Origin of the sequence: Mucilaginibacter sp., assembly GCF_028288185.1 — a bacterium.
Taxonomy (GTDB): domain Bacteria; phylum Bacteroidota; class Bacteroidia; order Sphingobacteriales; family Sphingobacteriaceae; genus Mucilaginibacter.
Map to the genome: position 1 here is coordinate 210,013 of NZ_JAQBOF010000027.1, position 20,452 is coordinate 230,464.

The window sequence follows — 20,452 nt, forward strand, 5'->3', positions numbered from 1 at the left end:
TCTGTTTTAAGAATTTGTAATTCTTACAGGGAGTGTAAATCCAATCCTAACTGGTTTTCCTTTAAGTATTCCTGGTTGCCATATAGGAGATGACTTAATCAGTTTGAGTGCTAACTGGTTAAAATAAGTTGAAGCACTGCGTATAATCTTTCCGTTACTCAGATGTCCATCTTTTTCTACTATAAATGATACATAAATAGTAGAAGTTTTAACGTGAGGTTTACCAGTCAGGATGCGAAAATACCTCGTCAACGCCTTATTGCTACCCTTAAACTCTGGGCATTTATCAAAAACTAAATTATAGGTTGGTTTTTGGTTGTTTTTTCCATTACCTACATTTAAATCTATACGCTCTCGTACTGTAGAACAACCAAGATATACAGTAGTGTCATTTTTTTGAGCATTTACTTTTCCTGAACACAAAAAAATGCCTAAAACTAAAATTGAGGTTTTCATCAGATGTTTTTCACCGGCATTTCGCCCATTTCTAAAACTAACGTGCCGCCATTAACCAGGTCCTGGTGCGAGAACCATAGTTTATCCAATTTCCTACCATTCATTTTAGCAAATTGAATATACTTTTTAGTTTTCGAACATCCGGCAGCTATCAGCGTAAATGCTTTGCCATTTGGCAGATCAATAGTTATTTTACTAAATAAAGGGCTGGTTATGGTGTACATTGGTGATCCCGGTTTTACAGGAAAAAATCCCATAGCCGCGAATACCACTACTGAAGACATAGAACCGCCATCCTCATCACCAGGAACACCCAATACAGTATCTTTAAAGTAAACATCCAGTATAAAGCGTGTCCATTTCTGTGTTTTCCACGGATTGTTGGTATAGTTAAACAGGAACGGTATCTGGAATGAACATTGGTTACCCATTGAGAACTGTCCGATCAACCCCGTCATATCCGGGAATTTTGAATAGAACATTGCACGGCTACTGCCTAAACCTTCTCTAAAGTATTGATCTAGTTCTTTTTCAAATACATCTTTACCACCCATCAGCTCAATTAGGCCCTCAATGTCATGCGTTACACCCCACTTATAAGTATAGCCGTTATTTTCGTTGTAGTAGGATTGTCCCTGTGTTTTTGGGTCAATGTCCACCCACTCGCCTTTATCATCCTTAGGCATAAACAACATTTTGTCCTTACTCCATAGGTTTTTATAATTATAGGCTCGTGGCGCAAATTTTAGGTGTACAGCGTTATCGCCTAGTTCTTTTGCCAATTCACTTACTGCCCAGTCGTTATAACTTCCTGCCAAGGTAACGGCTACTGCTGACCGCGCGCTGTGGTGCGCTTTTGCAACCGGGTCACTTTCGGCTTCGCCTAAATGCAGGGCAGGGTAGTAGCCCTTTGCATAATAAAAGTCCTCTAACGCACCTTTAGGGCCGTTGGTCGAGGCCAGCATGGTTGCCTGCTCAGCATTTTTTAGCATACCTTCTAACGCTTTTTTGGTATCGAAGTTTTTAATGCCTTTTCTGTAAGCATCTAAGAACATCACCGCCGAATAAAACCCGAACATACCCGGCCTGTCGCCAAATACCTTTGGATATTCGGGCATCCAGCCGCTTTGCTCATACATATTTACGTACGATTGCAGCATATCACCTTCTTGTGCAGGGTTCAATATGCAACGTAACGGGTGCTGCGCTATATAATCGCCCCAGGTATAATCATCGGTATACATGTTGCGTTTATCATCATGCACCTTTTGATCATAGCCGCTATAATATTTACCGCCCTCGGTGATATTTATCATGCGGACATAACTGCGGTATAACGCGGTATAGAACGTGCGTTTTTGTGATACGGTTCCACCTTCAACTTTTATCTGGCCGATAGCTTTTTTCCAAATGGCTTTACCTTGTGCAGCCAATTGGTCGAAAGTTATATGTGCAAACTCTTCTTCATAGTTTTTTTTTGCTTGCTCTTCGCTTATAAACGAAACCGCAAATCTAAATTCAACGGCATCCGGGTCGCTTTCATCATAAGTCATGGCTACTTTTTCGCCGTTCATCATTTTAGGAGTAGCTAAAGCACCTTGTACGGTATACTTGCCCCAGTCTTTATCACCTATTAATTTCGCGCTTACCGGTTTCCCCGAGAAAGTACCATACATATAGGCCTTGCCTCTTTGTGCGTGGATGCTGTCAATTACAAATTCGGTGCCAGTAATCGAGTTATCAGCAGCAATATTATATAAACCATTGTCATAGCAATGGGTAAGCAGTACGTGTTTTTTAACACCTTTTGGAAATTTAAAACGATACATGCCGCCTCTTTTTCCTACCGTATGTTCAACTCTTATGTCTTTATCAATCAAAGTAGTTGCAAAATACCATGGGCGGGTAATTTCCATATCATGGTCATAGGTTAGGCGTTCGTTCCAGTCGGCATCTATTAATGATCCTTTTGCCGGCCTTACGGAGAAGATAACTTGTGGCGTAATGACATTTAATGACAGTAAAGGGAAACCACTAACCTGGTCATCCAGATAATCTTGTCTCCGTGGGTGCGTTCTAACCATTTGGTTAGGCAAATGTACCACCGGGCGGTTTGTGTTTAACAGCGGGGCTATATTGCCTATTGTAGGGTCTATGTATTGAAGGTAATCTTCTTCAACAGGTGGCAATCCTTCAATGGGTTTATTCGTAGCAGTATTTAACCCTGCCGGGACAATCGCTGTCGCAGCTATCATACCACCGGCCTGCATAAACTTACGGCGCGATATACCGTCTTTTTGTTCTTCGTTCATATACGTTTTTATGTATTAGCCTTTCATGGCCTCGCGGATCGCGCGGCCTGCGGCGTCAACTAGTTCTAATTTCATTTCAGAGTATTTACGCGATATAATAACACCGTTCGCACCTGCTTTATAAGCGGCCAATGTTGCTTTGTAAACATCATCAGCGCTTTGCTTGCGGCTGTTTTTACCTGTTGGTATGCCAATATCAATGCCGGGCAGTATGGCACATTTACCCTTTACACCGGCAATGGCGCGTTGCGTTTCACGATATACATAGTCAGGTGATAACCCAGCCATTGGCAGATTATCATAGGATGCCTCATTTTCGCTATAACCTAATAATCTACTGTTAAAGCGCATTAATTCTTCGTGCGGTATATCCTTAAATATGGTCGAGCCTATGTTTCTAATAAAGTGTTGATAGCGTTCGCCGCCACAATTGTTATAAGCCACCACTTTTAAAAAATCTACCCTGCTGGCCAGGTTCTCATAATCACGTGTAGCACGGAAGAAAGGGTTAAATGAATTTACATGCTCAATATGCAAGCCAACCAACTGTTTTTTACCTAATGCTTTTATAGCCGCATAAACATTGTCAACTATCTCATGCTTGCCGCGGTCAAATAATTGATCCCAGGCGACGATCTCCGGATATTCGAGCATGATCCGCTGAAATTCTACATAATAACCATCACTGGGGCGCTGATTGTTTAACGCTGCTTTTGCAAACGCATCCAGTTTATGATAACCTTCTTTAGCACGCTCAAAATTAATATTATATTTTTTAGCTTCCTGTTGATGGTATTGGCAAAAGCAGGTTGACTTTGAAGGATCGATTGTCCCTACCAAATGACTTGCACCAAGCGCATTCAATAAAGGGCCGCTGCGTTCGTTAAAGAAAACTAGCCCGTCAAAATCATAGCTGGCACAGGTATCGGTAGCCAAAGCCGTCCAAAACGCGCGAACGTTAGGATTAAATAAGCAGGTGGTTTTTGTTTTACGGCCCATCAGATCTACTTCGCGACATTCGTTAATGCCGAGTACATCATCGCGCCATTGGTCTTCAATAGTAGCAAAAACCTTCATGCCACGTTTTTTAGCGCCTTTTAAAACCTCGGCTACCAGGTCACGGTTGGCATATTCTGGCGAGCGGGTGTTTTTTAATATTGTATTAGTATAATATTTGGCATGAGGGATAGCATAGTTGCCGCCATGATAATTTTTATCAGCTTCCTGCGGGCCGTGATCAGGAAACGGCTGTCCGCCAACCTGCCTGCCTGATAAACCATCGCCATAAGTAAAAGTGTTTAAAAAGATGGTGTTAATAGCACCGCGTTTTTGCAAAACATCAAGAACCGTATCAACGCCTTCATCGGCAAATGATGCCATACCAACCTGCAAGCCGTTGATCATATCCTTAGCCGGTTTATCAGCAGCCAATAAAGACGACATATTTATAAGTGGAGTTGCCGCGGCTACTGCAGCTAACGTAGCGCTATTTTTAATAAAAGTACGCCGGGTATTTTTACCGCCAGCCAAAGCAACGGGTGATATTTTTAGGGGTTTCATAAAGTTGGTTTTATTGGATAGATAAATATGATAAATCTTTTTAGCATAATACAACCGGCAACCCGTAAAAAAGCTGATACTAAGAGTCTTTAATATTGAAATTGATAGGTACCGAGCAAAGCACCCTAACAGGTTTGCCATCTTTCAAACCCGGTGTCCATTTATTTAATCTTTTAAAAACCTTTAATACTTGTTCGTCTTGTTCGGCAGAAAAGCCGTGTAGAACTTTCAGGTTACTTATACTACCATCTTTTTCAACTATAAGCATTACTATTACCCGGCCCTGGCATTCGCTCATTCTATCTAAAAAGGTGTAGGGGATACGATTTAAACGGGCGTAGAATTTATCCATGCCGCCTTTAAACTCGGGCATTACGTCAATATTGCTTGTTAGTGAATCCTGACTGACGAAATTTGTGATTTGAAGGGTCTGCGCTTTTGTTTTAAGAGCAAATACGAAAGCAATCAGAATAAGTAAAACATTCTTCATACTCAAATATACATTATAATGTCATTGCTTCGTTTCTTGCAATGACACAAATCTATTCCATATTATTAATATTCCCTCACCATTAATCCATCTGCAAAATCGCGCAGATATTGTTTATTTTCTTCGGGGAGATTTATTTTTTCTAATGCTTCAAAGGCTTTATCTGCATAGGTATGCATGGTTGTTTCGGCATATTGCCTAACCTGTAGGGTATTATATATAGAGGTAACTGCGGTTACTTTTTCCTGGGGAACAAATTGCTTTAGGGTTATCCAACTGTTTAGCTCGATAGTTTGATTGGCATCAGCCAGCTCCAACGCTTTTATTAGCAGGTGTGTTTTTTTGTTGGAGATAATATCGCCACCCACTTGCTTGCCAAATTTCTCTGGCGAGCCATACACATCCAGTATATCATCCTGTAATTGAAAAGCCAGACCAAGGTTCTCACCAAATTCTGAAATTAACTCAGCATCTTTCATATCGGCCCCGCCTAAAATGGAACCTATTTTTAATGCCCCGCCTAATACTACAGCGGTTTTAAGGCGTATCATGTAAATATACTCGTCTATTTTTACATCATTACGTACCTCGAAATCCATATCCAGCTGCTGACCCTCGCAAACGCCTATAGCGGTTTTATTAAATATGTCAAGTATTACACGCAGCAAGCGGTCCTCAACCTGCATCATTAACTTATAGCCTTCTATCAGCATTACATCGCCCGATAGTATGGCTGCGTTTTGGTTCCAGCGCTCGTGTACGGTCACCCTGCCACGGCGTAATGGTGCGTTGTCCATTATGTCATCGTGCATCAAGGTGAAATTATGAAACACCTCAATAGCCAGGGCAGGAGGGAGCGCTTTCTCCACATCGCCGCCAAATAGGTCGCAGGCCATTAAAAGCAGGGCAGGGCGCATGCGTTTGCCACCCATGCTTAGTATGTAATTTATAGGCTCATATAATTCGGCAGGGTAAACCGGGTAATTGAGCCTGGTAACAGCATTGTCAATTAATAACTGCAGATCTTTTAGTTCTTTCATAGATATATTTACAAGGATATTAACCTTGTACTAACGAAAAATCAATTTGTTTTTTAGCCAGATCAACGTTTTTTACGCGGATCAATACTTCATCACCCAACTGATAAATCTTCTTTTTACGCTGGCCGATGATGGCATAATTTTTCTCGTCTAAAGTATAAAAATCATCAGATATATCACGCAGGCGAATCATACCCTCGCATTTATTTTCAATAATCTCTACATACATGCCCCATTCTGTAACACCCGATATAACGCCGCTGTAAACAGTGCCGACCTGATCTTTCAAGAATTCTGCTTGTTTGTATTTAACTGATGAGCGTTCTGCATCCGCAGCTTTTTTCTCCATTGCCGAAGCATGCTGGCACATTTTCTCGTAATGATCTGCATTAACAGACTGACCGCCATTTAGATAATGCTCTAACAGACGATGCACCATTACATCCGGGTATCTACGGATAGGCGAGGTGAAGTGTGTATAATGATCAAACGCCAAACCGTAATGACTACTGGTTTTGGTAGTATAAATAGCTTTGGCCATGGAGCGGATAGCCAGATGCGTTAATACATTCTGCTCTTTTTTACCTTCCACATCCTCCATTAAATAATTTAAGGATTTGGCAGTTTCTTTATCAGACTTGGTATTGATCTTATAACCAAACCTTGCCGCAAAATTAGCGAAACTGGCCAATGCATCAGGTTTTGGCGAATCGTGCGCACGATATACAAACGTATACTTTTGTTTGCCTTTACCTTTGTTGCTTACAAATTCAGCAACTTTTCGGTTAGCCAAAAGCATATAATCTTCAATCAGTTTATGCGCGTCCTTACGCTCTTTTACATAAACGCCGGTTGGTTTGCCTTTATCATCCAGGATAAATTTAACCTCGGTAGTTTCAAAGCTGATGGCGCCGTTTTTAAATTTTCGGTCGCGTAGTATATAAGCCAGCTCATTCAGCTTTAATATTTCGCTGTTAAAATCGCCTTGTTTGGTTTCTATAACTTCCTGGGCTTCCTCGTAAGTAAAACGCCTGTTGGAGTTGATGACCGTTTTACCAAACCATTCGTTAATTATATTTGCTTTTTCATCCAGTTCAAATACAGCCGCAAAGCAAAGTTTATCCTCGTTAGGGCGTAGAGAACATAATCCATTTGACAACCGCTCTGGCAACATCGGTATCACCCTGTCAACCAAATAAACTGAAGTACCACGATCAAACGCTTCCTTATCTAAAGCCGAATCAGGAATGATATAATGCGATACATCGGCAATGTGTACGCCGATCTCATAATTACCATTCTCTAATATTTTATAAGATATGGCATCATCAAAATCCTTCGCATCAAATGGGTCGATGGTGAAAGTGGTCACATCCCTAAAATCGCGGCGTTTAGCAATTTCTTGCGGTGTGATATCTGCTGTAATGGTTTCGGCATCATGTTCAACTTCTTTAGGAAAGGATAGCGGGAAACCATACTCAGCAAGTATGGCGTTCATTTCAGTATCGTTTTCGCCTTGCGTACCTAGTATGTGTTTGATCCTACCAACCGGATTTTTAGCTTGTGCCGGCCAATCGGTAATTTCCGCGACTGCTTTAATACCGTTTTTTGCCCCGTTAAGTTCACTCATCGGGATGAAAATATCATGCATCATCTTGCGGTCGTCAGGAATGAAAAACGCATACCGATCTGATAGTTTTACAATACCGGTGAACTCCATTTTGGCGCGCTGCAATATTTCTATCACTTCACCTTCCTGGCGCTTGCCTTTGCTTATAGCATAAACGTAAACTTTAACCCGGTCCCCGTTTAAGGCATTGCGTAATTTACGTGGTGCTACAAAAATGTCGGTTTCGTCAGGATCATCGGTAACAATAAAAGCCGAGCCGTCATTGGTCAGGTCAACCTTGCCCTCAACAAATGTTTTAAGTTCAATTAACTGGAATTTACCTGGTGTAACTTCTTTTAACGTTTGTTTAAAAGCTTCTTCTTTTAAAATATCAAGTATGGTATATTTTGCATCAGGGTCACGGATATTTAGTTTTGCCGATACCTGTTTATAGTTTAGTGGTGTATTGCCATTTTGCTCAAAAATATCAAGCACCATTTGGGTTAGTACTTGGTTTATTGTTGAACTATGTTTCTTTTTGTTAGACATGTATAGATATGTATTTATACGAAGATACGGGAATAAGTATGAAATTATAAGTTTTGTATAGCGAGTTCTGAAATCGCAAAGTCATAATTTATCATGGCAAGTTTTAAAAATGCGGAATAGAATCAATCAGCCGCTTAGTATATTCCTCTTTGGGATGATTATAAATCTCGTCCGGATTGCCAATTTCGACTATCTCACCCTTGTTCATTACCATCATCCGGTCTGATATATGTTTGATGACAGAAAGATCATGCGAAATGAAGATATAGGTCAAATTAAATTCCTGTTGTAACTCACGAATAAGATTAAGAACCTGTGCTTGAACCGAAACATCCAAAGCTGATACTGACTCATCGCAAATAATAAACTTAGGCTGTAATGCCAATGCACGGGCAATTACTATCCGCTGCCGTTGGCCACCCGAAAACTCGTGCGGGTAACGGTTAAAATGTTCAGGCAATAAATTAACGCGTTCCAACAGTTCTGTAACTCTTTGCTTACGTTGTTTATCACTGTTGTAGATATTATGAACCTGTAAGGGTTCCATTATTGATTCGCCAACTGTTAGGCGTGGATTGAGAGAGGAGTAAGGATCCTGGAAAATGATTTGGATATCGCGGCGCATACGGCGCATGTCGTTTTTAGTTAGGCTGCGCAGATCAGTGCCTTCAAAGTTTATATTGCCTGATGTGGGTTCTATCAATCGCAGGATACTCCTGCCCAAAGTGGTTTTACCACAACCCGACTCTCCAACCAAACCCAGTATCTCACCGGGATACACATCAAAACTAACTTTGTTAACCGCTTTAACCATATTTGTTGACTGCCCAAATATCCCTGAGTTAACAGGGAACCATGTACTCAGCTCATTGATCTTTAATATAGGTTCCTGACTATATAGCTTCTTTTTACGTTCGGATATTTCTTTTTTAGGATAGTTGTATGCTTTGCGTATTTGCTCTATGGTAGTGTTGCTATCCATAAAATCAGCAATTACCGGCAGTTTTTTAAGATGGTATTTAACCGATGGCCGGCAAGCTAATAAACCTTTGGTATATGGATGTTGCGGATTTTTGAAGAGCGTTTTAGTTGGCGCTTCCTCGACTATTTCGCCTTTATACATTACCAGCACACGGTCAGCAATTTCATTCACTACGCCCAGATCATGCGATATAAAGATCAGGCTCATGCCGCGCTCTTCTTTTAGTTTTTTTAGCAGGTCGATGATTGTTTTTTGTACGGTTACATCAAGTGCTGTAGTAGGTTCATCGGCAATTAATATCTCGGGGCTGCAGGATAGCGCCATGGCTATCATTACGCGTTGCTTTTGTCCGCCGGATATTTGGTGTGGATAACTATCAAATATCGCTTCAGGGCGGGGGAGTTGTACTTCTTTAAATAGTTTGATAGCTTGTACTTTAGCCTCGGATTTAGATGATCCTAAATGCAGTTGTATAGCTTCTGTAACCTGGAAACCGCAGGTAAGCACCGGGTTAAGCGATGTCATGGGTTCCTGAAATATCATGGCTATCTTGTTGCCACGGATAGCACGTGTTTCATCTTCGGATAATTCAAACAGACTGAACTCATCCAACATCACTTGCCCGCTAACTACCGAATTACTCTTATTCAGCAAACGCATTAATGACAACGCAGTAACCGACTTACCCGAACCCGACTCGCCGACTATACCAATGGTTTCGCCTTTGGCGAGATGGAAGCTGATGCCCTTAACTGCATCAAACAAACCATTAGCTGTTTTAAACCGAATAGTGAGGTTGGTTACACTTAGCATATTAACCAACTATGGTAATGTGTTCATCAGCTATCAAAGCCTCGCCGCGATAACGCCTTAGCAGTTGCGAGGTGGCCACCACATCTTTTTGGCAATAGATGCAAATGCGTTCTAATTCGTTGTCTTTCCAATAGACACTGCCAACCATGCTGCCGTCAATATCATCTTTAGGGGTGGGGATATTAAATATAGCAGTAAGCAGATTTAGTGATGTATAACTTTTATAATCACCAAATTTCCAAAGTTCCATGGTATCTAAATGACCAATCTCCCAGGGCTTTTTGCCTGCTATGTCTAATTGTTTGGGTAAGGGTAAGCCGTTGATCAGCAGCCTGCGACAGATGTATGGGAAATCAAACTCCTTGCCGTTATGCGCGCATAATACAAGGTTGGCTGGTTGCCCGGCCAGCATTGCCGAAAACCCCTCCAGCAACTCCTTTTCATCATGACCAGCGAACGATTTTATACGCAAACCACGGTCCTTGCCACCAGTGAATATGCCTACCGATATGCAGATGATCTTACCAAATTCGGCCCAGATGCCGGCACGTTCGTAGAAGTTCTCAGCAGTTTCTTCTTTGCGTTGGTTTTGGGTTTTAAGATCCCAGAGTTTCTTAAAGTGATCGGGCAGTTCATCGTGCGTGGCATATTGGGGCACGGTTTCAATGTCTAATACCAGTATATTACTAAGGTCGTATTGTTCAAGCATGCGGTTACAATTATAGTAGTGCCAATATAATGATTGATGCGGAACTATTAAATTAATATCGATCTACTGACGGCGGCCTGACAGTTACACTGGCTTGTAAGCTTCTTAAGTGATTCACAAAATAGTGAATCACCTGAATCACTTTTTTTCTGTAACTATTTATGAATCAATTGATTGCTGAAATGGAGTGAATCACCCTGAATCAGTACTAAAACTTTAAGCTGATATATTTAATCATTTGTAAATAAGATAATTATGTGATTATCGTGAAATTTTAGAAATTTGAGTGAATCACTCAATCAGCTTTTTGCGAACTTTATTCATTGTCATTGTTGATATTGCCACCACATCTTAATCTCAAGGCAGCGTTTAGACTGAGGCATACGATGCAAGGTAACGCAGCCTTGTTTAAAAAAGGAAAAGGAATTACATGAAAGCAGAATGGTGCGCTTTATAAAAATGCCATCTCTTAATGCATTTTCTCCGCCAGGGTTCGAATAACCAGCAATTCCTCCGAATCAAGCTGATCAAATAAACGTTTTTCATGCAGGTCAAAAGAACGCATCGGCCGGTGTTGGGAGTCTGTACGTTGATCTCCGTTATGGAAGCACCAGCCCGCTGCACCGGATTTTTTTGCGCCAAAAAGGTCTGTAATATAATCCTTTATCATTGGTTGCCAGTCTGAATACCCACGGCGGAATGGCTCCTGATAATGAATAGGAACTGCCTTTCCCAGCTTTTTCATCCAGGCCAAATATTCTTCTGTTTTTACAGATGTTTTTGATGCAGACCCTGCGGTTCGTGGGCGATGAGGACTTATAAAATCTACCTTAACATCGTTTATGTAGGAATTTAAGTCTTCGTAATTGATATCATCACCGGCAGAAGCGGTAATAAGCAGATCAGGATAAAGTTTCTTAGCCGTTTCCCGCATCAGTTTCAGGTCCTTAAAACTCACAAACCGTGAGTCGCCAATATCTCGTTCATTAGCTAGATCCAAATACCAGTTTTGATAAGGTTTTAGTGCCGTTAAAATGGAACAAACAGCATGTTCGTGCGCCTCAGGGGTTTTTAATGAACGGCCGTCTTTATTATTACTGTGTGCAAGCGTCACATCCACTACAATACCGGCCTTATCACATTCCTGTATAATCCACTTTAGTTTATTCATATATATGTTAACGGGGGTTCCATAGTCGTCTACCGCGCTGATGTCGCCATCTGTCCCCGGCCAGTTCGCCCAGATACGGATCCAGTTAAATCCATTCTTTTTTATGTCGGCAAGGTCTTTTTGTATAAATGATTCCGGGGCGCCCAACGCGCCATAATAGCTTATGCCATATAAAAATGTGGGTTTGTTATTTAGCGTAAACACAGTATGGTCAATTCCCAGTTTAGTTTCAGACTTATACACTGTAGGGGGGGCATTTGCATAGTAGCGGTCGTTAAAGCGCTTCAATAGCTGTTCTTTGGCATCGTTGTCCATAAAAACCGAGGTACTATCGGGTCTTTTTTCAAACATATGAAAATTTTCCTGTAAGCCAGAGTTGCCGTTTTCGCTATGCTTTGTGCCTGCCTGTAAGACGATTATATTAACCGTCCGATCAGTTCTGTTGGTAGCTAACGTTTGAGTTGGTAAAGCAACAGCAAGCAGGTACATGCCCAATAACGCTATTAAAATTAGTGTTCCAACAGTTGATTTCATCGAAGTGGCTAAGTTAGATCAGCATTCTTAAAACGTTAAAAATAGCAAAAAGGTTGAAAACGTCATAAAGTTGTATAGGCTAGTTACCTATTCAACATTATGATGGTACTTTTCCGACAAACCTCCTATTCATGGCGAGCCATTATGAATAAATAGTGTATAAATTATTAGAATATTCGTTGGCTTTGCTGTTTATCTCTCTAACGGCAACGTAAACCAAAATGTACTACCCACACCCGGCTCACTTTCTGCCCAGATCTTGCCGTGGTGCCGGGTGATGATCTCGTGCGATAGGTAAAGGCCTATGCCCAGCCCCGATATATTAGAATTGATATCATCAACCCGGTAAAACCGCGAGAAAACATCCTGCAATTTTTCTTCGGCAATGCCGATCCCAAAATCACGGATGCCTATTTTAACATTACCGGCTTCTTTTACCAGGTATATAATGATCTGGTTTGTCCCGGGCGAATAGCGTATAGCATTGGTAAGCAGATTGTTAATAACTTGCTCAATTCGGTTAGGGTCGCCGCTTACCTGTAACTCAGCCAGATTGGTTTCCAATGTTATCCGGTAATTATTATGACCGTGCGAAAATAATTCGATTACATCGACAAGGACCTGCCGGATATTAAACCGCTCGACCGCAAAGCGCAATTTGCCGGCTTCTATCTTAGATACATCCAGTAGATCTGCTACCAGCATGCTCAATTTTTTTACCTGCAGCCTGGTTTTGCTCACAAATCGCTGGGCTTTTGCATCGGTTACAATGGTGCTAAGTAGCTGTAGATAACCGCTTATGCTGGTTAGCGGGGTTTTTAGTTCATGGCTGGCCAGCCCTATAAATTCGTCTTTTTTGTCATTAAGCTCTTTCACCTGTTCAAACAAACGGGCCTTTTCTTCCTCAATGTTAAGCTGCTCCGTAATATCACGCGCTATTTTTGAGGCACCGATGATCCTGCCGAGCTCGTCCACAATAGGCGATACGGTGAGCGAAATTGGTACCCGCCGCCCATCTTTTGCCACCCGGATCGTATGGAAGTGATCCACCTTGTTGCCTTTGGATACCTCGCCGATAAGAAAAGATTCTTCCTGTATACGTTCTGGCGGGATGATAATGGAAATATGCTGGCCAATAATTTCCTGTTCAGTATACCCGAACATTTTTTCGGCGGCTTTATTCCAACTGGTAATAATACCATCCAGCGTCTTGCTCAGAATAGTATCGTCCGAGCTGTCTACTATGGCTGCCAGCATACCTTGTTTCTCGTTCGCTTTCTGGTAAATGGTAATATCACGGGCAATCTTTGAGGCACCAACGACTTTGCCTGACCGGTCGGTGATAGGCGAAATGGTGACGGATATGGGGAATTGGTGACCATCTTTTGCCATACGCACAGTTTCAAAATGGTCTACTTTATTGCCCTGGCTAATGCTGCTGATAATTAGTGCCTCCTCACTCAGCCTATCTGGCGGGATAATAAGTGAAATATGCCGGCCCAGCGCTTCCGCTTCGCTGTAACCAAACATGCGTTCTGCTCCCGGATTCCAACTGGTGATAATGCCCTCCAGTGTTTTGCTGATAATCGCGTCATCAGATGTAGCTATAATAGCAGCCAGTATGGCGTGCTTTTCGTCTGCCACACTTAGGTTACCTGCCGGTAGAGTCAATTGATTGAGCTGATTATTATCCATGTAAACAAATAAACCATTAATATTCCATATTGTTATATGTGGTTTTTGATTATTATACAATTTTGAACATCCTATTAAATGATTGCGTGGCAGTATCTTTGTACTACTAAAAGAAAAGCATCATGGACACATTAATCAACACCATCTTCCCGAAAGGCGACCCGGCACCGGCCGAATATTTTACTGGCAAAGCCTGGGTAAAACCATTGGTACCCAAAGACGATATTTTTAACAGCGTAATAGGCAACGTAGTTTTTGAAGCCGGCGCACGCAATAACTGGCATACACATCGCGGCGGGCAAATATTAATAGTGACCGACGGTATAGGCTATTACCAGGAAAAAGGAAAAGCCATTCAATTATTAAAAAAGGGAGATGTAGTTACTATTCCGCCAGATCTGGTGCATTGGCATGGCGCATCGCCCGATAGCGAGTTTACACACATCGCTATAAGTACCAACACGCAAAAGGGTGTGGTAGATTGGTTGCAGCCAGTAACCGATGAAGAATATAAACAATACAATAAATAGAAGATAATGCAAAAACGTAAATTAGGCAAAAGTGGCCTTGAGGTATCTGCTTTAGGACTGGGTTGTATGGGCCTGAGTTTTGGTTATGGACCCGCTACAGATACGCAGGAAGCAATAAAATTGATAAGAGCGGCTGTTGAGCACGGTGTTACTTTCTTTGACACTGCCGAAGCCTATGGCCCCTTTGTTAATGAAGAGCTATTAGGTGAAGCACTTGCGCCCTATCATAACCAGGTTGTAATAGCTACTAAATTTGGCTTTAAGAATGGCGACTCTAAAGCAGGGGTGGACAGCAGACCCGAGCGCATACGCGAAGTTGCTGAAGCATCGCTTAAAAGATTAAAGGTTGAGGCAATTGACCTGTTTTATCAACACCGGGTAGACCCTAATGTGCCTATGGAAGACGTAGCCGGAACTGTTAAGGATTTGATTAAAGAAGGTAAAGTAAAACATTTCGGCTTATCAGAAGCAGGGGTAGTGAGTATTCGTAAAGCACATGCGATACAACCTGTGGCCGCATTACAAAGTGAGTATTCACTTTGGTGGAGAGAGCCCGAAAAAGAGATAATACCAACGCTTGAAGAGTTGGGTATTGGTTTTGTGCCTTTTAGCCCGTTGGGAAAAGGTTTTTTAACCGGGGCTATTAATGAGGATACCAAGTTTGACAGTACCGACTTTAGAAACATCGTACCCCGTTTCACCCCCGAGGCCCGTAAAGCTAACCAGACTTTAGTCGATCTGCTAAGTAAGATCGCGCAGCAAAAAGATGCGACACCTGCACAAATAGCATTGGCCTGGTTGCTTGCTCAAAAGCCATGGATAGTTCCTATACCCGGTACTACCAAGCTGCATCGTCTGAAAGAAAATATTGGCGCAGCTAATGTTGAACTTACTACTGATGACCTGAACGAGATTGAAATTGCCGCCTCGAAAATAGATGTACAAGGCAATCGATATCCAGACGCGCTTGCGAAACTGACCGGCAGGTAAAAAAATATTAAGTTACTGAGTAGTCCTAAAATGGTCAACCTATTTCAGGACTACTCAGTTTAAAATATACTCTTAGGTATTATAACCTAATATCTTCAATACCTGTTTACTGTTTTGTTCTTCGCCAAATACCTCAAAGTTAAATGTCTCATCGCGATTGCGGCGAATGATAACATGCTTTGGCGATGGCAGCAGGCAATGGTGTATGCCGCCGTAACCGCTTAAAACTTCCTGGTAGGCGCCTGTATTAAAAAAGCCTAAGTATTGCACCTTACGGGTTTTGGGCATAAATACACTGTTCATGTGGGCTTCCTGGTTGTAGTAATCCTGGCCATCGCAGGTGATGCCGCCAAGGTTTACGCGCTCGTATTCAGAGTCCCAGTTGTTTATAGGTAGCAAAACATATTTTTGGTTCAGCGCCCAAACATCCGGCAGATTGGTTATGAATGATCCATCCAGCATTAACCAGCGTTCGCGATCGTTTTGTTGTTTACGTCCTAATACCTTATACAATATGCCTGATGCTTCTGCAACGGTATATTTACCAAATTCGGTAATAATATCCGGTTCTTCGGTGTCGTTCTCGGCGCAGATCTCTTTAATACGGCTAACTATCTCGTTGATCATGTACTCGTAATCAAAATCAAATACCAACGAATCTTTAAACGGCATACCGCCGCCAATATCTAAAGTATCTAACGCGGGGTTTATCTTTTTGAATTTGCAGTATAGTGTTACGTATTTCTCCAGCTCGTTCCAGTAATACGGTGTATCAGAGATGCCAGAGTTAATGAAGAAATGCAATAACTTAACCTGGAAATTAGGATTGCTCTCTATCTTGTTATAGTAGAAATCAATAATATCTTCCATGCGTACACCTAAACGCGAGGTGTAAAACTGCGAGTCCGGCTGCTCTTCAGCAGCTATACGGATACCCAGGTTGCATGGGGTAGCCATTTCTATCTCATCATCATACAAGTTAAACTCTTCTTTATTATCTAATACCGGGATGATGTTTTTAAAACCATCATGCAGCATATCAATAATATACTGTTTGTACTGGAAGGTTTTAAAGCCATTACAGATAACGGTCATGTCTTTAGTTAAAGCACCTTTTTTCTCCAGCGCGTCAATCATCGGCATATCAAAAGCTGATGATGTTTCCAGGTGGATCTCGTTCTTTAAGGCTTCTTCGACAATGTGCCTAAAGTGTGAGCTTTTGGTACAATAACAATATTTATAGCTGCCACGATAATCGTTCTTTATTATAGCCTGCTGAAAAAGCAGCTTAGCTTGTTGTATTTTTTTGGTAATGATAGGCAGATAAGTAAAGCGCAGGGGCGTGCCATACGTTTCTATCATCTCCATTAAATTAAGATCATGAAAATATAATTCATCGTCAATAATCTCGTAGCCGTCTTGCGGGAAGCCAACACTCAAATCAAGAAATTCCTGGTAACTCTGCATTAATTAAAATTTTGGCAAAAATGTAATTTTTTAACGGAATTAACGGCTATTTATTGATGGAATTTTATTGTCGGAATGTAATTATTGTATTAGTTCATAGATAATAGGTCATGATTCATAGTAAATCGGATGCATAAATAACTATCAACCATGATCTATGAACTATCAGCTACGTGGCAAATACACCTCCGCAATCATACACCTGGCACTGCCACCGCCATTGTTTTCAATCGTATGTATATCTGCATAAACCAATTTACCAAAGGCAGATAGCACTGCTTTTTGCTCGTAAGTAAGCGATTGAAAAGCGCTTTGCGACATCGCGATTAAAGTATCACCGGCATTATTCTTAGCCTCCAGCATATTACCGGCAAACTGGTTCATTTGGGTAAAAGATATGTCGATGATTTGTTTGTTAGTATCTTTTAATGATTTTATAACTAGTTCTTTTTCAATGATATTGGTAATGCTATCTAAACAAATAACAGCGAAGTTACTGCCAAGGGCCATCATTACATTTGTATGGTATATGGCGAGTCCTTTTTCATCAACAGCATGAAATTTAACCGAGTTGTAACCCGTTTGCTCGCAAAAAGCAGCTAACACTTTTTCATCAGTGCGGGGAGAGAGGCAGGCATAGGCAATTTTATTTTCGCGATCCAAAACCATGCTGCCGGTGCCCTCAAGGAATTTACCTTCATACTCAAAATGGCTCAGGTCAATCACATGCATTACGGTGAAATTATCTTCCAGTTGGGTTATAATATCTTCACGGCGTTCCAACCTGCGGTTTTCGGCCTGCATGGGGTATAAAAACACGTCACCATTGGCATGGAATGATACCCAATTGTTTGGGAAGAGAGAGTCGGGGGTATGTGGTTGAGGCGTATCGTCAATAACGGTAACGTTTAAGCCGTTATCTCTTAAAACTTGTACTAAGCCATCAAATTCGGCTAACGCGTTGGCTTGTACCTGCTGCTGGTCGGTATCGCGGGATTGAAATGCGTTGCTTTCGGCAGTTTGTTCGTTAAAACCAAAACTTACCGGGCGTATCATTAACAAGTTTGAGGTAGATTGCATGGCACAAGGTTATACAAGCAATATAACAACAGTTTTTAGTAATTGTTAATTAATCTGCTTTGTAATCCAATATATCGCCGGGTTTGCAATTTAGCTCGCGGCAAAGCGCTTGTAAGGTATCAAAACGTACACCTTTAACCTTGCCCGTTTTAAGCAGCGAAAGGTTGGTCATGCTGATATCCAGGCGCTCGGCAAGTTCTTTTAGCGACATTTTATTCTTCGCCATTTCTACATCTAAATTAACTATGATAGCCATTATACAAATTCCTCGTTTTCTTTTTGCAAGCTGAAACCATAGTTAAATACATCGGCCATAACATAAATAACAGCGCCCATTATTAAACCCCTTAAATTCTCTGTCCAAACCATGTTAAGCAAACTAAAATCTTTAATCTGAGTATGTAATATAAATGCGGTGCATAAACCAACTAAAATGTGCACAGGGGTTAACAACGCAAAGCATAGCGCTATTATTTTTAACCTGCGTATATTATCATATTGAAAAGGTGTACTATCTTTAATAGTATCAAAAAACTTTCTCAACTGATAGATAATAGTAGTTACTAATACCTCAAATGCCATAAAAAAGAAATAAGCTATAGTGATGGTGCTAAAGGTATTTTTAAGCTTCATTCTTAAAATACCCTGATCATTAGTGATTGTGATATCCTTTGCAGTAGGCGTTAAGGCTGTCATTTTGATAATCTCGGTATGTGATGTGTATTTTACCGGGTTATTAATTTCCGAAAAATCAGAAGTGCAAAATTTAAAAGTAACCAGGGTAAGTGCTAATGCGATAAAAACAAAATTTAACACCCAAATAATGTTAAGTAATACCCTTATGGTTTTTAAAAGCCAGTTTGAATTAGTTTTCATGGTTGTAATTGTTTTATAGAACAAATATGAAAACTAAAATTGATAAAACAAAAATTATTTTATGTAAAACATAAAATAATTATGAATTTAGGTTAAATTACGTTGCAGAGGCATACTCATACAATGGAAACCACCGCGTGCCCTTGACAGCTCGGCAGATGGCATTAGTATCAGCGTATCCTTCATGGTTTGCGGATCAAGCTCATCATTCTCAAATTTGTTAAGCAGGTCCTTGACCTTAATTACCTTGAAACCGTTCTTTTTAAATGCCTCAATGGTTTTATCGTTGCGATCATAACCCAAAACAACACCTTCTTTAACAGCGAGCAGGTTGCAGGAGTCGGTCCATTGTTCACGGGCATCATAAGGAAACGTATCATTGCCCGAGTAGATGAACTTTGTTTTCTCTTTGCTTTGTAAGTCGTTTTCACTGATGTCGATTAACAGATCTTCTAAACAATTAAACGCACGAGGCTTTTTCTTGCCTTTTTCAAATTGGATAATATCTGTACGGTCTTTATCCTTTGTTTTTTTCTCAGTCAGCCAGGCAATGGGTTCGCTGTCTTCAACCGGGGTTTGGGTAACAGCCAGCGAATGCAATACTGCCCATACATTGCGCTTAACTTGTGTAAACACGGTATCAATATGCATATAATCCCGCCGGTGCGGTATTTTTACTACGGTTATTTTCTTGACAACATCATTGGCAAATAGTAATTTAATAGCCTCATTAGCACCATTGGCCGAGGTACGCTCGCTGCACCCAATAATTAAATGCTCGGGGCTGATCATCATTACATCGCCACCCTCCAGCGTGGTTTTCTCATCCTGATCCTCGCCGGGGCGCAAAAAGTGTTGTACGGTTTCTGGTATCTCTAATATATTATTCTTATATGCAGCAAATAACGGGTGGTTGAAGAATATATAACGCGCCAGCAAAGTCTCGCGTGCGCGTGCTTTCTTTGCCGGTTTATTTAACAGCATATAGTTATTTATCGCGATGCCTATATCCCTTGAAAATATCAGGTTAGGTATAGGCGCAAATATCATTTCATTGTTATTTAATGAGCCTGAGATGAAAATTTTAGCCAACTCAACCGGGTCGGTATCTGTTAAAGTTTGTTGTAAACGATAATTGCAGCTCTCAATAGCGCAAACAGCAGCAACTAACTTATTCCGGATGTCTGCATCCTCCAAAATATTGGCTAGCAAAGTCTGTATCTCAATAACTTTGTTTGATGCGTGGAAGTCTTTATTATCCGGCTTAAAAAAGTCGCGGTTATTTTCCTTAGCATCTATTTCTTTTAGCTTGCCTTTTATTTTATCGGGATCTAAAAAATATAGCAGGAGTTTAACGTAATAATCATATTCATTTTTACGCATGCTATCCAAGTGTACAATATCCTCGAAGAGCCAATCCTGCGCTTTCGATGGCACAACACGGCCAAGTCCGTTATCAGGGCTATGGATAAGCAATGCGCGTAAGTCGCCAATTTCAGAGCTTACATCTATTTTAAAATCGTTCTCAGGTAGTATCATAGGTATTTTTAGATATACAAAGCTATTGAGAATAATCTTCATTTCGGATG

17 protein-coding genes are annotated in these 20,452 nt (G+C 41.0%); 2 read left to right on the top strand and 15 right to left on the bottom strand.

The genetic code is table 11. The features are described 5' to 3' along the window. Positions 1-6 precede the first annotated feature (6 nt). The 10 genes from JWQ34_RS11250 to JWQ34_RS11295 all read right to left on the bottom strand — a co-directional run bounded on the left by JWQ34_RS11250 (position 7) and on the right by JWQ34_RS11295 (position 13,920). Positions 7-456 carry an energy transducer TonB gene (locus JWQ34_RS11250; protein WP_299357358.1) on the bottom strand — a complete coding sequence of 150 codons (450 nt, stop codon included), beginning with the start codon at positions 454-456 and terminating at the stop codon, positions 7-9. Continuing rightward, positions 456-2,768, bottom strand: coding sequence for a GH92 family glycosyl hydrolase (locus JWQ34_RS11255; protein ID WP_299357359.1), 2,313 nt, complete (start codon positions 2,766-2,768; stop codon positions 456-458). Before JWQ34_RS11255 ends, JWQ34_RS11250 begins: the two co-directional genes overlap by 1 nt. Before the next feature lie 15 nt (positions 2,769-2,783). Beyond that, complete coding sequence (locus tag JWQ34_RS11260; RefSeq protein ID WP_299357360.1) at positions 2,784-4,328, bottom strand: twin-arginine translocation signal domain-containing protein; 1,545 nt, start codon at positions 4,326-4,328, stop codon at positions 2,784-2,786. A 79-nt stretch (positions 4,329-4,407) separates the two neighbouring features. Continuing rightward, positions 4,408-4,701 carry an energy transducer TonB gene (locus JWQ34_RS11265; protein WP_299357361.1) on the bottom strand — a complete coding sequence of 98 codons (294 nt, stop codon included), beginning with the start codon at positions 4,699-4,701 and terminating at the stop codon, positions 4,408-4,410. A 182-nt stretch (positions 4,702-4,883) separates the two neighbouring features. Then, complete coding sequence (locus JWQ34_RS11270; protein ID WP_299357362.1) at positions 4,884-5,858, bottom strand: polyprenyl synthetase family protein; 975 nt, start codon at positions 5,856-5,858, stop codon at positions 4,884-4,886. A gap of 19 nt (positions 5,859-5,877) precedes the next feature. Beyond that, a complete protein-coding gene (gene rnr / locus JWQ34_RS11275) occupies positions 5,878-8,016 on the bottom strand; it encodes a ribonuclease R (protein ID WP_299357363.1) in 2,139 nt (712 codons plus the stop codon). Positions 8,017-8,119: 103 nt separating this feature from the next. After that, positions 8,120-9,811 (bottom strand): ABC transporter ATP-binding protein, encoded by a 1,692-nt coding sequence (locus JWQ34_RS11280; RefSeq protein ID WP_299357364.1) that lies wholly within the window; start codon positions 9,809-9,811, stop codon positions 8,120-8,122. 1 nt (position 9,812) lies between these two features. After that, the gene (locus JWQ34_RS11285) at positions 9,813-10,520 is read right to left on the bottom strand and encodes a 3'-5' exonuclease (protein ID WP_299357365.1); all 708 of its coding nucleotides are present in this window, start codon (positions 10,518-10,520) and stop codon (positions 9,813-9,815) included. A 469-nt stretch (positions 10,521-10,989) separates the two neighbouring features. Continuing rightward, positions 10,990-12,225, bottom strand: a complete 1,236-nt coding sequence (locus JWQ34_RS11290; RefSeq protein WP_299357366.1) for a hypothetical protein — start codon at positions 12,223-12,225, stop codon at positions 10,990-10,992. A gap of 192 nt (positions 12,226-12,417) precedes the next feature. Next, a complete protein-coding gene (locus JWQ34_RS11295; protein ID WP_299357367.1) occupies positions 12,418-13,920 on the bottom strand; it encodes a PAS domain S-box protein in 1,503 nt (500 codons plus the stop codon). A gap of 122 nt (positions 13,921-14,042) precedes the next feature. Between JWQ34_RS11295 and JWQ34_RS11300 the strand changes: the two genes are divergently transcribed. Both JWQ34_RS11300 and JWQ34_RS11305 read left to right on the top strand, forming a co-directional pair. Continuing rightward, positions 14,043-14,450 carry a cupin domain-containing protein gene (locus JWQ34_RS11300; protein ID WP_299357368.1) on the top strand — a complete coding sequence of 136 codons (408 nt, stop codon included), beginning with the start codon at positions 14,043-14,045 and terminating at the stop codon, positions 14,448-14,450. 6 nt (positions 14,451-14,456) lie between these two features. Next, the gene (locus JWQ34_RS11305) at positions 14,457-15,440 is read left to right on the top strand and encodes an aldo/keto reductase (RefSeq protein ID WP_299357369.1); all 984 of its coding nucleotides are present in this window, start codon (positions 14,457-14,459) and stop codon (positions 15,438-15,440) included. Positions 15,441-15,512: 72 nt separating this feature from the next. Here JWQ34_RS11305 and JWQ34_RS11310 read toward each other — a convergent pair whose 3' ends face one another. The 5 genes from JWQ34_RS11310 to JWQ34_RS11330 form a co-directional block, all read right to left on the bottom strand. Continuing rightward, the gene (locus JWQ34_RS11310; protein WP_299357370.1) at positions 15,513-16,907 is read right to left on the bottom strand and encodes an arginine decarboxylase; all 1,395 of its coding nucleotides are present in this window, start codon (positions 16,905-16,907) and stop codon (positions 15,513-15,515) included. Between the two features lie 165 nt (positions 16,908-17,072). Beyond that, positions 17,073-17,987 carry a citrulline utilization hydrolase CtlX gene (gene ctlX, locus JWQ34_RS11315; RefSeq protein WP_299357371.1) on the bottom strand — a complete coding sequence of 305 codons (915 nt, stop codon included), beginning with the start codon at positions 17,985-17,987 and terminating at the stop codon, positions 17,073-17,075. A gap of 49 nt (positions 17,988-18,036) precedes the next feature. Continuing rightward, the gene (locus JWQ34_RS11320; protein WP_299357372.1) at positions 18,037-18,243 is read right to left on the bottom strand and encodes a helix-turn-helix transcriptional regulator; all 207 of its coding nucleotides are present in this window, start codon (positions 18,241-18,243) and stop codon (positions 18,037-18,039) included. Continuing rightward, complete coding sequence (locus JWQ34_RS11325; RefSeq protein ID WP_299357373.1) at positions 18,243-18,863, bottom strand: DUF2975 domain-containing protein; 621 nt, start codon at positions 18,861-18,863, stop codon at positions 18,243-18,245. Before JWQ34_RS11325 ends, JWQ34_RS11320 begins: the two co-directional genes overlap by 1 nt. A gap of 87 nt (positions 18,864-18,950) precedes the next feature. Beyond that, positions 18,951-20,444, bottom strand: coding sequence for an arginine deiminase family protein (locus JWQ34_RS11330; RefSeq protein WP_299357374.1), 1,494 nt, complete (start codon positions 20,442-20,444; stop codon positions 18,951-18,953). Between the last annotated feature and the right edge of the window lie 8 nt (positions 20,445-20,452).